This window comes from Acinetobacter sp. P8-3-8, from assembly GCF_000214135.1.
GTDB lineage: Bacteria > Pseudomonadota > Gammaproteobacteria > Pseudomonadales > Moraxellaceae > Acinetobacter.
In genome coordinates this window covers 1-12,562 of sequence record NZ_AFIE01000027.1, presented here as the reverse complement: position 1 = coordinate 12,562, position 12,562 = coordinate 1, and the positions used below count along the sequence as shown (strand labels likewise).

The 12,562-nt window shown below is 38.4% G+C and carries 9 protein-coding genes and 1 pseudogene; 8 read left to right on the top strand and 2 right to left on the bottom strand.

What is annotated here, in order from left to right; translation table 11 throughout:
- Positions 1–686 precede the first annotated feature (686 nt).
- Positions 687–1,037, top strand: a complete 351-nt coding sequence (locus GGG_RS0111750; protein ID WP_010115108.1) for a hypothetical protein — start codon at positions 687–689, stop codon at positions 1,035–1,037.
- Between the two features lie 148 nt (positions 1,038–1,185).
- Here the strand turns inward: GGG_RS0111750 and bfmS are convergent, their stop codons facing one another.
- Complete coding sequence (bfmS, locus tag GGG_RS0111745; protein ID WP_029574561.1) at positions 1,186–2,814, bottom strand: sensor histidine kinase BfmS; 1,629 nt, start codon at positions 2,812–2,814, stop codon at positions 1,186–1,188.
- A gap of 45 nt (positions 2,815–2,859) precedes the next feature.
- Positions 2,860–3,576 (bottom strand): response regulator transcription factor BfmR, encoded by a 717-nt coding sequence (bfmR, locus tag GGG_RS0111740; RefSeq protein WP_010115106.1) that lies wholly within the window; start codon positions 3,574–3,576, stop codon positions 2,860–2,862.
- 556 nt (positions 3,577–4,132) lie between these two features.
- Between bfmR and GGG_RS0111735 the strand changes: the two genes are divergently transcribed.
- The 7 genes and pseudogenes from GGG_RS0111735 to rluB all read left to right on the top strand — a co-directional run.
- The gene (locus tag GGG_RS0111735; RefSeq protein ID WP_081399944.1) at positions 4,133–7,003 is read left to right on the top strand and encodes a ribonucleoside-diphosphate reductase subunit alpha; all 2,871 of its coding nucleotides are present in this window, start codon (positions 4,133–4,135) and stop codon (positions 7,001–7,003) included.
- A gap of 164 nt (positions 7,004–7,167) precedes the next feature.
- The gene (locus GGG_RS20685; RefSeq protein ID WP_010115104.1) at positions 7,168–7,299 is read left to right on the top strand and encodes a hypothetical protein; all 132 of its coding nucleotides are present in this window, start codon (positions 7,168–7,170) and stop codon (positions 7,297–7,299) included.
- Positions 7,300–7,438: 139 nt separating this feature from the next.
- Positions 7,439–8,722: a ribonucleotide-diphosphate reductase subunit beta gene (locus tag GGG_RS0111725; protein WP_010115103.1), complete on the top strand. Its 1,284-nt coding sequence runs from the start codon at positions 7,439–7,441 to the stop codon at positions 8,720–8,722.
- Positions 8,723–8,795: 73 nt separating this feature from the next.
- Positions 8,796–9,548, top strand: coding sequence for a hypothetical protein (locus GGG_RS0111720; RefSeq protein WP_010115102.1), 753 nt, complete (start codon positions 8,796–8,798; stop codon positions 9,546–9,548).
- Positions 9,549–9,842: 294 nt separating this feature from the next.
- Positions 9,843–10,634, top strand: a complete 792-nt coding sequence (locus GGG_RS0111715) for a ScpA family protein (RefSeq protein WP_010115101.1) — start codon at positions 9,843–9,845, stop codon at positions 10,632–10,634.
- Positions 10,631–11,233, top strand: coding sequence for an SMC-Scp complex subunit ScpB (scpB, locus tag GGG_RS0111710; protein WP_010115100.1), 603 nt, complete (start codon positions 10,631–10,633; stop codon positions 11,231–11,233). Before GGG_RS0111715 ends, scpB begins: the two co-directional genes overlap by 4 nt.
- Positions 11,234–11,274: 41 nt before the next feature.
- A pseudogene (gene rluB, locus GGG_RS19740) lies at positions 11,275–12,120 on the top strand (23S rRNA pseudouridine(2605) synthase RluB); the annotation flags it as partial.
- Positions 12,121–12,562 lie beyond the last annotated feature (442 nt).

Below are 12,562 nucleotides of genomic sequence, written 5' to 3'. Positions count from 1 at the left end.
CCTAGTAAATACACCATACACAAAATAAATCTGACTAATTGTACCCGATTGATGTCATCTGTTGCTAGTTAATCACTCTAAGTCTTTCGGATGATTTTTTATGCAAAATACATAATTCCGCATCATTTAAGCCAATACAGCCACTTTTTATCGTTTTATTAAATATAAACCTCTATTATCATTATATTTTCCGAACTATAAATACAGCACATAAATTAAAAATAACAAATCAGTAGCTTAGTTCTGTTCTCAGGACTTTAAAAAGCCGTTTTTTTCAATTTTTTGTAGCATAAGATCAATTTTTCATGCGAATTTGAGATTTTTAAAAATTAAACATTTTGTTACACTCTATGTTACAAAACAGACTAAAGCTCAAGACAATTTAGTCAAATTATCAATATGAGATAAAATACAAACATTAAAACAATATTTTTAAATTTTAATAATATTTTTTATCACAATTAATACTACTTATAAAAGCAAATTCTTTTAAATAAAGCATAAAACAATGACGATGCCTACTTTTCACCTACCTTAAAACAATCAATCCATTTTTACCCATTGAAAAATTTCAATTTGACAACATGGATTAATTAACTTTATACAACAATGAATGATTTTCTGTGTATGCTAAGCATCAATAACTTATCAATAATTTCAAACCTATAACGTAGGAGCTGAACAACGTGGAATTCTCAAGTAAACCAAATTACTTTTTATTTGCTCAATTAATCATTCGCCATATCGAAACCTATGTCAAAAAGCACCCTGATGCACAAAATGCAATTTTTGATCTAAGAGATATTTACGAACTTTTCCGTCAAGATTTAGCAGCTACGACAACAAATTTAGAAGGTATTTTGAATATTGCCGATGAATATCGCATCGACACAATCAATGGTGATCAGAAAATTATCAGTGGTTTTAAAATTGATGCTGAACAAAATAGCTTATTGATTGATTTTAATGCAGATGCTTTAGAAGCATTAAAAGAAGGCAAGCCGTTTATCGTACCAGATGCGACACTGTTGGAATAATCCATCCATATTTTAAATATAAGCATTTAAAATTCAAAAACATCAAAAAAAGCGCCAAACAATTTGGCGCTTTTTTATTGGCTTAGTCTTTGCCCATTTTTTAATTCAAATACTACATTTGAGTGCTTGCTGATTCACAATTTCACAATTAGATTTTTTTCTTTTTAAAACGATTGACTGGCCATGACATGGTAAATCGTGCACCGCCTAATTCAGGGCTTTGATCAACCTGAATCGTGCCACCAAACCAATATGCGATTCGACTTACAATCGACAATCCTAAACCATAACCACCCGAAGCCCGTGTACGACTATCATCTAAACGTGCAAATGCTTCAAAGACACGCTTACGATCTTCCTCAGGAATCCCTGGCCCATCATCTTCAATGCATACATAAGCCATTTTATTTTGATGATTAATACCACCGCTAATATTGACTTGATTATCACAATAACGCACAGCATTACCCACTAGATTCTGTACCACACGATGCAGATAACGACGCTCTGCATCTACAATAACGTCTGGAGCAAGTGGATTTAAATGAATAATTTTCTGAGTTTTCAAAGCTTCTGTTTCAGTTGCAACTTGTTGTAAAACATCAACCAAAGCAACTTTTTCAAAATCTAAAGAAGGCGTGCCCTGCTCCAACTTGGCATAAGTCATGATTTCATCAATAAGCGTATTGAGTGCTTCAATATCTTTATCAATCATTTCAACTTGTTGTAAGCGATACTCATAATCCTCTTCGTCCGCCAACATTTCCATACCAAAGCGTATTCGCGCAACAGGTGTACGCAACTCATGCGATACCGCTCGCATCAACTCACGTTGAGCCTCAATCAAACGCTGGATATGATCAGACATGCTGTTATAACTGGTTGCCAAGCTTGCCATTTCATCATGACCTTCCACAGGCACACGTTGTGACATATCACCTGTTTTCATGATGTCTAATGCTTCATTGACCTGTTTCAACTTACGCTGCATTGGCACAATCAAACCGTAAACACCCAAGCACAGTAAGAACATACTCAACAATGTAATACCCGCTGCAAGTTTGACAGGCATCCAGTTAAACATTGGTACTGGCCCCATGACCAATACATCACTTGGTGAATTTGGTAATGGAGAAACGATGGAGATTGTTGTACCACGTGCTGTAGCGCTATCACGCCATAGAATGACACTTTGGTCTGAACGTAAACGTCCAATTTGCTCTGAATCTAAATTCAGCTGAGAAATTTTTTCTACACCAACATTATAGTAAAAATGCTGTTGGATTTTTTTAAGATATTCGCGCTCTTGCCCCGGATAATAAACCAAATAATCCAGAATAAAGACGGGCAAGGCCTTCATTTGGCGCTCACCGATTTGATCTACTTTAATATATAGATAGTGCTTAGGATCATTACGAATCCCAATCACTAAATAGGCAATCCCCTGTTCAGCATCATAGCGCACCACAGCCTTTTGACTTTCTATGCGCTTTTCTTCAGTCCGCGACAAATCAACTTTTTGTGCATCGAGATAATAAATGGGTAATTCCAATAAATCTGATGCATCAGAAATCCAATCTAATCGTTGCTGTTCAGTCTGCTGACGTGCCACACCTTCACTGATGACAAACGAAATACCATCGGTCAATGATTCACGATATTCTTGCGCACGTTGGTAGTTGATGATTTGCACCAACAAATAACCAAATAGCGCGACTAAAACCACAAGAATAACAAGTCCTGCGTAGATACGCAGGAATATGCTGTGTTTTGACACCAAAGTTGTCCTTAGAAGGAATGACACAAGAAGGGATTAAATTGCTTAAAGACCATTGGTTTCTTTAACAAAAAGATAACCTTTACTACGTACTGTTTTAATACGTTTTGGATTTTCAGGATCATCACCAATTTTTGGACGAATACGTGAAATACGTACATCGATTGAACGGTCTTGACCATCGTATTCGATACCACGTAAACGCTCGAAGATATCTTCACGAGAAAGAATACGACCTGCATTTGAAGCCAATAACCATAACAAATCATATTCAGCGCTAGTGAAGTCTACAAGCTCACCATTCAATGTCACTGAACGTCCACCATTATCGATCACGAGATCATCAAATTCGATACGTTGTGCCACTTCATCTTCAGGTGCTTTGTCGGTACGGCGCAATAATGCACGGATACGAGCAAGTAAAACACGTGGTTGTACAGGTTTAGCGACATAGTCATCCGCACCCATTTCCAAACCAAGCACTTGGTCCATATCTTCAGTACGCGCTGTCAACATCAAGATCGGTTGATGATAATGTGGACGTACTTCACGACAAACTGTTAAGCCATCTGCACCCGGCAACATTACATCAAGTACAACCAAATCAGGCTGTTCCGCAATAATTCGACGGATGGCACGGTTACCATCTGGTTCTACCCCAACTTCTAATCCGTTACGAATTAAATATTCTTGAGTCAAGCGAGCCAGACGCTCATCATCTTCAACGATTAAAATTTTAGGTAACTTTTCTTCTTGGCTCATCTATTTGCCCCTGTATTTAATTTCGGTATCTGCGTACAAATCTCGCAGATTCAACACACTATGTTTTGCAATATACACACGTTTACAATGTAAACAAGACCTCATTCACCAAACTGATACATGAGCGCATCAATTTGTTATATTTTTATTAATTATTGAATTATTGACACTTTTCCTGCATAAATCGGCTTTATTTTAAAATTCTCGTTTACACGCCTTAACCAGATAGTTTTTTAAACAAAATATTTCATTGTTCATATTATGTCTAAACAGTTTATCGCTTTTTGACTTATCCACACACTTATCTATAAGCACTCTTTGCGGACTTTGTTATGCTATGCCCTTGTCAAATAAGGCATATAACAAAAACGGTTCTTTTAGGAAGAAAGAAGCAAATAAAAATTTACTGTTTAGGGATAAAACATTCTTAAAATGTCAATATTGATCTACCTTAAAAATTACCGTATCTTGTGTTCTAAATTAAATTAAACCACTAAGTATTGTGTTTAGTCCTCAAATATCGTGACAACATTTTTGTGTAGTCTGTCCGATTCAAATGGTCCATAAACATAACAATGATGACAATGGAGCTACGCTGACAATGAACGCCATTACAACCCCAGGTCAACTGCAAGTGATTAAACGCACTGGCGACGTTGCCACTTTTGATGCAGATAAAATCTCTGTAGCAATTGGTAAAGCTTTTTTAGCTGTTGAAGGCCAACAAAGTGCTGACTCAAGCCGAATTCATGACCGTATTGCACAATTAACAGAAATGGTTATGAATACTTTTAATCGCCGTTTGCCTTCTGGTGGAACAATTCACATTGAAGAAATTCAAGATCAAGTTGAATTGGCGCTTATGCGTACTGGTGAACAAAAAGTTGCACGTGCTTATGTGATTTATCGTGAGCAACGTTCTGAAGCACGTAAACAAACGGGTGCTCATCATCATCCGACCCTACAAATCTTAGATACGAATGGTCAGCTTCAACCTCTAGATTTAGGTAAACTTCAAGCCACGATTGAAAAAGCAAGCGAAGGCCTAGAAGGGATTGACGTTCAAGCCATTGTCGATGAAACAGTTAAAAACTTATATAACGGTGTAAAACAGTCAGACATCTCTACAACGATGATGATGGCGACTCGTACCCGTATCGAACAAGAACCAAACTATACCTATGTGACTGCACGTTTATTGCGTGATGACTTGGTTGCAACTGGTCTTAAATTTTTAGGTTTAGCAACAGATACCATTGAAGGCGATGCACTCGAAACTTATTTGAAGAAAGGGATCGAGCTCGAGCTTCTATCTCCAGAGCTTTTAAACTTTGACCTTGCTAAATTGGCTGCTGCGATCAAACCTGAGCGTTCAAACCAATTTACCTATTTAGGTTTACAAACTTTATTTGATCGTTACTTCATTCATTCTAATGATGTGCGCTTCGAACTTCCGCAATTGTTCTTCATGCGTGTTTCGATGGGTCTTTCGTTAAATGAAGAAAATCGTGAAGACCGTGCAATCGAATTCTATGACTTATTGTCTAGCTTCGATTATATGGCGTCTACCCCGACATTGTTTAACTCAGGGACATTACGTCCACAGTTATCAAGCTGTTATTTAACGACAATCCAAGATGACCTTTATGACATCTATGGTGCGATGCGTGATAATGCCCTCCTTTCTAAATGGGCGGGTGGTTTAGGTAATGACTGGACGCCTGTTCGTGCCTTGAATTCATATATCAAAGGAACAAATGGTAAGTCACAAGGTGTTGTGCCTTTCCTTAAAGTTGCCAATGACACTGCTGTTGCAGTAAACCAAGGTGGTAAGCGTAAAGGCGCAGTATGTGCATACCTTGAAACTTGGCACTTAGACATCGAAGAATTCCTAGAGCTTCGTAAAAACACAGGTGACGACCGTCGTCGTACCCATGACATGAATACTGCAAACTGGGTTCCAGACTTATTCATGCAACGTGTGATTGAAGATGCTGAATGGACTTTATTCACACCATCTGAAACACCTGACTTACATGATTTGACTGGTGTTGAATTCGCTGAACGCTATGCGTACTACGAAGGCGTTGCCAAAGAAAGCAACATGCTTCATAAGAAAATCCGTGCGAAAGACTTATGGCGCAAAATGCTATCTATGTTGTTTGAAACTGGTCACCCTTGGATCACCTTCAAAGATGTTTGTAACTTACGTTCACCACAACAACACGTGGGTGTCGTGCATTCATCAAACTTATGTACTGAAATCACTTTAAATACCAATAAAGATGAAATTGCAGTATGTAACTTAGGTTCGATCAACCTTGTTCAACACGTTCAAGGTGGTGCATTAGACCGTGAGAAATTGGCACGTACAGTAAAAACTGCTGTTCGCATGCTCGATAACGTGATTGACATTAACTACTATGCAGTTGAACAAGCACGTAATTCAAATATGAAACACCGTCCAGTCGGTATGGGTATCATGGGCTTCCAAGATGCTTTATATGAATTGGGTATGGGTTATGGTTCTGATGCAGCGGTAGACTTTGCTGATGAATCTATGGAAGTGATTAGCTACTTCGCTATCCAAACTTCGAGTGATTTAGCTGTTGAACGTGGCGTTTATTCAACATTCAAAGGCTCATTGTGGGATCAAGGGATTCTACCTATCGATTCTTTAGACATCGTTGCGAAGTCTCGTCCTGAACGCATGTTTGAAGTTGACCGTACACAACGTTTGGATTGGGACACATTACGTGCCAAAGTTCAAAAAGATGGTATGCGCAACTCAAATGTGATGGCGATTGCACCAACTGCAACGATTTCGAATATTTGTGGCGTTTCTCAGTCAATCGAACCGACTTTCCAAAACTTATATGTAAAATCTAACCTTTCTGGTGAGTTTACAGTGATCAACCCGTACTTAGTACGTGCGTTAAAAGATCGTGGTCTTTGGGACTCTGTAATGGTTAATGACTTGAAACACTTTGAAGGTTCAGTACAAAAAATTGCCCGTATTCCTGAAGAATTAAAAGCAATTTTTGCAACTGCGTTTGAAGTGGATACACGTTGGATCGTTGATGCAGCTTCTCGCCGTCAAAAATGGATTGATCAAGCTCAGTCACTTAACCTTTACATCTCTGGTGCAAATGGTAAGAAACTGGACATCACTTATAAAATGGCGTGGTTACGTGGTCTTAAAACCACTTATTACCTCCGTGCATTAGGTGCGACATCTGCTGAGAAATCTACGATCAACACAGGTGCATTAAACGCTGTTAAACCGACAACTGTTGCTGCTCCAGTCGCTGCGGTAGCGCCAGAAGTTAAAGCGGAAGTTGTTGCTGAAGAAGATGGTTTCTCTCAAGCTGCTCCAGTACCAATGGCATGCTCAATCGACAATCCTGATTGTGAAGCTTGTCAGTAATTTTTTGATCCTCCCTTGCGTAGCAATGCTACTCACCTTTTTTCAAAGGAGGGAGACTCCTCGAAGCAAATGGCGGGATGCAAGTCCCCCTTTGCAAAAGGTGAGGAACGATGAGTTCCGCAAGGGGGGGATTCAAAAAATCTGAAATTATAAAAGGCTAAGAAATGTTCCATTTAAGTCATAACTACGAGTTAGGCGTAATCGCACTGATCTTAGCCTTTTTAATTTTTTATATACCTGCGGTTTATGCATTTATTGCAATCCGTAAACAGCAAAAGCGTAATCAAAATAAGTAGTGTAGATATCTGTTCTTTCGAACAAGAACAGCTCAGCTATCGGCAAAACTTAATTTTGCTTACACAGAATAAGCGTATAGTAGTCACATCTTCGTTTGTAAGATGTTGAACAAATATTAACAACGAAGAGAGAACAACGATGTCTATCCTTAGTTGGGACGATTTTGAAGATGATGAACCGAAACAAGCTGCACAAGCTCACCAGCCTGCGCCCGTCGAACCGAAAAAAACGACTGATTCGCAGATGGTATCTGATGCAAAACAGTCATCGCAGAGTGTGGCAGCTACACAACCCGCTAGAACCAGTGCAAATCGAGCAACAAATCCAACCGATTCGTTGGCAAGAGCATCTAACGCCTTAGAAAGTTTGGATGTTGCACCTGGCTTAGAAGAGCTTGAAATGGGTGCTCAGCGCGTACAAGTTGACGATAAAGCGATGATCAACTGTCGTGCAGACTTAAACCAACTTGTTCCATTCAAATATGAATGGGCTTGGCAAAAATATCTAGATGGTTGTGCAAACCACTGGATGCCACAAGAAGTGAACATGAACCATGACATCGCACTTTGGAAGTCTGAAAATGGCTTAACTGAAGATGAGCGTACCATTGTTATGCGTTCTTTAGGTTTCTTCTCAACTGCGGACTCATTGGTTGCTAATAACTTGGTTTTGGCGATTTACCGTCATATTACCAACCCTGAATGTCGCCAATACATTTTGCGTCAAGCATTTGAAGAAGCGATTCATACACATGCTTACCAATACTGCATCGAATCTTTAGGTATGGATGAAGGCGAAGTCTTCAATATGTATCGCGAAGTTCCATCGGTTGCGCGTAAGGCAGCATGGGGCTTGAAGTATACTCAATCTTTGTGTGATCCTACTTTCAAAACAGGTACACCTGAAAACGATCAAATCTTACTTCGTAACTTGATTGCATTCTACTGTGTACTTGAAGGGATCTTCTTCTACTGTGGTTTCAGCCAAATCTTGTCTATGGGCCGTCGTAATAAAATGAATGGTGTTGCTGAGCAATTCCAATATATTTTACGTGATGAATCTATGCACTTGAACTTTGGTATCGACATGATTAACCAAATCAAGATTGAAAACCCAAGCTTGTGGACTGCTGAATTCCAAGAAGAAATCATTCAAATGATTCTTGAAGGAACAATGCTTGAGATCGAATATGCGCGTGACACCATGCCACGTGGTGTATTGGGTATGAATGCTGCAATGATGGAAGAATATTTAAAATTCATCTGTAACCGTCGTTTAGCTCAGTTAGGTTTACCTGAACAGTTTGCTGGTGTGAATAACCCGTTCCAGTGGATGTCTGAAATGATGGACTTACGTAAAGAGAAGAATTTCTTTGAAACACGTGTAACAGACTATCAAACTGGCGGTGCTTTAAGCTGGTAAGTCTTTAAAATCCCGTCTTTCATGGCGGGATTTTTTATTCAATGAAAGCTAAATATAAAAACAATGGAAATCCATGAGAAATCTAAGAAAAACTCAAGAAGCTTATCAAATCCTAAAAAATAATGCTTATTTTTCGATTACTTATACATTAATCATGTTAGCTATATTTATTGGGTTTGATATTTTTAATAGCTTAGACTTTATGGGGTTAGCTCCTTTTTTCTTTTTACTATTTTCAAGCTTAGTTATTTTTAAAAATAAAACTAAAGACATAAATGAAAAAAAGGAGTCTTTCCTCCTGACTTGCATCATTATGATTGGAGCACTAGGCATTACTAACATGAGTCTTTTTACGACGCTTTCAACCTTCAAAGCCATCAAAGTATTACCTGTCGCAGAATTAACAGCGACTCATAAAGAAGCTAAAGGGACGATTCATATCAATAAATACCAGACTGGTTCAGGTAGAAATGCAGCTTATTACACTGATATTGAATTATTAGACCAACAAGGACAGCCTCAATTCAAAATTAGGTGCGATTTTCTTAAAGCTAAAAGAGGCTGCACACAATTAGAAAAATTTGAGCAGCAATTTTCCCAAATTAAATATTTTTCTAATCCCCCGTATTTCTCAGATCAAAATGTACTTCTACTCAATTTAAAAACAGCAACAGAAGAATTATCTTTTTCAGAACTTATGGAACAATATCAAAATCAAAAGTATGTGGGTTGGTTTTATTTATTGATGGTAATGCTTACAAATGTGTTCATTATCAGAATACATATTTTAGAATATCGTTATGACAAAATATCTCAACAAGCTTAAAATAAGTCATTTCTGTAAAATACAAAATTGATGGCTAATTAAATCAACTATAGAAAACAAACGGATATTATCAAAATCGTTTTTATTCGTAATCTAAACTCAAAAATTCCCTATTTATTTTCAGGTTTTTATCGTTTTTTATAATTTAGCAATGTATTCCTACGTGCTTTTACTTTAAAATAGGCTTACTATCTTTCTGTAATTCGTCTCCACCTCTCTCCAATGTACTCGTTTCATTGTGTGGTAGTACGGATAAAACATGCCTTTGAAAATTCGCGTGGCTAATAAATTGTAATGACTCAAACATCGCATGATTCTATGGAATTGGTTTCCCATATCCGAGTTTTGGATGAATGGCAAGAAACCATTCCAGAGGATTTATATATTCCACCTGCTGCATTCGAAATTCTGCTTGAACATTTCGAAGGACCACTCGACTTTTTAATTTATTTGATTCAAAAAAACGGTTTTGATTTATTACAACTCGATATCGCCCCGATTGCGGCTCAATATTTGTCGTATATGGACAATATGAAGTCTTTGAATATCGAGTTGACCGCAGACTATATGGTGATGGCAGCTTTGTTAGCAGATTTAAAATCTCGTTTGTTATTACCAAAACCTAAAGCTGTAAATATTGAAAAAGATCCAAAACAAGAATTAATCGACCGCTTAGAAACCTATTTACGCATCAAAAAAGCGGCTGAACGTTTAGGTCAAATGCCTGTTTTAGATCGAGATACTTATATGACCAGTGTATCAATTGGTCATATTCCCAAAGTATATGAAGGTTATGAAGTTGAAATGTTAAGAGATGCATTATTCTGCATTTTCAATCGTCCAGAACCCGTTATACACAAAATCGAACAAGAACCTGTTTTACTTGAGGAGCGGATCGCCTATATTGAACAAATGGTTAAAACAGGCGAAGTGCTGAATTTTCAAGCGTTACTTAAGCCAAGCCAAGGTCGTATGGGTATGGTCGTTACTTTTATGGCAATTTTAGAATTAACCCGTCAGCAAAAAGTTCAAATTATTTCTTCAGGTGTTGAAGCTCCGCTTTCGATTCAAGGAGCGTATGCATGACCATTGATCAAAATAATGCTTTCAATGTTGATGGCTCTCAACATGATCACCATCACGAAGTTTTAATGCAATTGGAAGCGATTATCTTTGCAAGTGATGCGCCAGTATCATTGGCTCGTTTAAAAGAAGCTTTTCAAGACCAATATTCTAAACAGCAATTACGCCAACATTTGCAACAATTGTCTATTTTGCAACATGGTCGTTCGATTGAACTGGTAGAAACCGCTTTAGGCTATCGCTTTCAAGTTCGTGCAAAATATCGAAATGTGATTGCGCAGGTTTGGCCAGATCGACCAACAAGATTATCTCCGTCACTGTTAGAAACTGTTGCAGTGATCGCTTACCATCAGCCCGTAACACGTGCTGATATCGAGCAAATACGTGGAGTCACGAATAATAGTCAGATACTCAGAACATTATTCGATTGGAACTGGATTAAAGAATCTGGTTTTCGAGAACTCCCTGGAAGACCCGCGTTGTTAGTCACAACGCCACAATTTTTAAATGCTTTTGGTCTAATTTCTCTAGATCAATTGCCTCCCCTGCAGGACGCCAAGGAAGCTTTTATGGCTCTGGATGCGCAAGCTCCAAAGTCTTAAATAGGTGCACTGTTGATGATTATTTCTAAGGTTATGCTGTCATGAGTGAAAAATTGCAAAAGGTACTCGCACGAGTTGGTTTGGGCTCTCGCCGTTATATGGAAGAGGTCATTGCGGCTGGTCGTGTAAGTGTCAATGGGCAGGTTGCTCAAGTGGGTGAGCGTATCGAACCAACAGATGAGCTTCGCATCGATGGTCGTAAAGTTCAGTTCCAAATTGAAGATGAAATTCGTCGTCGTGTTTTGATTTACTATAAGCCTGAAGGTGAAATCTGTTCACGTAACGATCCAGAATCTCGCCCGACTGTTTTTGAACATCTTCCAACCATTGCCAATGACCGTTGGGTTATGGTGGGTCGTTTAGATATCAACTCTACAGGTTTATTACTATTCACAAATGATGGTGAACTTGCCAATCGCTTGATGCATCCATCAAATGAAGTTGAACGTGAATACGCTGTACGTGTGATGGGTGAAGTGACACCTCAATTGAAAAACAACATGATCAAAGGTGTTGTTTTAGATGATGGCCCTGCCAAGTTTGAATCTTTCACTGAAATTGGTGGTGAAGGGATTAACCGTTGGTATCAAGTTGTCGTGAAAGAAGGTCGTAACCGTGAGGTTCGTCGTATCTTTGAATCACAAGGTTTAAAAGTCAGTCGTTTATTACGTACACGTTACGGTACTGTTATTTTACCACGTGAGCTTCGTACTGGTCGTTGGATGGAACTCGATAAAAATGATATCGACAATCTAACTAAAGCAGTTGAGCTTAAACCACGTCAAGGTACTGGCCTATTTGGTATGGCAAAACGTCGTACTGAACGTATGCAAGATAAACCTATGGCTGCACGTCGTGGTGGGTTCTTACGTCAGCAACGTCGTGATAGCGAAGGCGAATTGAATCAAAACGGACATGATGCTCAACCAAGTGGTTATCAAGGCAATCAATACGGTCAAAACCGTTCTGATAACCGTAATGAACGTTCTGACAATCGCAACGAGCGCTCAGAAAATCGCTTTAACAAAGCACGTTCAGGTGGAAATAGCTATAACAACAATCGTTCAGATAACCGTTCTGACAATCGTGGCAATAGCTATAACAATGATCGTTCTGAAAATCGTTATGGTCAAAATAAACGTTCTGAAGGTCGCCCTAGTTTCAATGAACGCCGTGATTATTCAGATCGTGAAGAACGTAGTGAACAAGCTGAAAAGAAAAAACCTTTTGTTGTGAATAAAGGTTTTAAGAAGTTTTAATTCGTTAAAACTTCTTAAAGACAGTAAAAAGCCACTCGTTTGAGTGATGCTGATCAGTTAGCCTTTTTAA

Coding starts and splice junctions, on each gene's coding strand:
- GGG_RS0111715 (WP_010115101.1), top strand. CDS start 9,843: ATGACTCAAACATCGCATGATTCTATGGAATTGGTTTCCCATATCCGA.
- GGG_RS20685 (WP_010115104.1), top strand. CDS start 7,168: ATGTTCCATTTAAGTCATAACTACGAGTTAGGCGTAATCGCACTGATC.
- GGG_RS0111720 (WP_010115102.1), top strand. CDS start 8,796: ATGAGAAATCTAAGAAAAACTCAAGAAGCTTATCAAATCCTAAAAAAT.
- GGG_RS0111735 (WP_081399944.1), top strand. CDS start 4,133: ATGGTCCATAAACATAACAATGATGACAATGGAGCTACGCTGACAATG.
- GGG_RS0111725 (WP_010115103.1), top strand. CDS start 7,439: ATGTCTATCCTTAGTTGGGACGATTTTGAAGATGATGAACCGAAACAA.
- bfmR (WP_010115106.1), bottom strand. CDS start 3,576: ATGAGCCAAGAAGAAAAGTTACCTAAAATTTTAATCGTTGAAGATGAT.
- scpB (WP_010115100.1), top strand. CDS start 10,631: ATGACCATTGATCAAAATAATGCTTTCAATGTTGATGGCTCTCAACAT.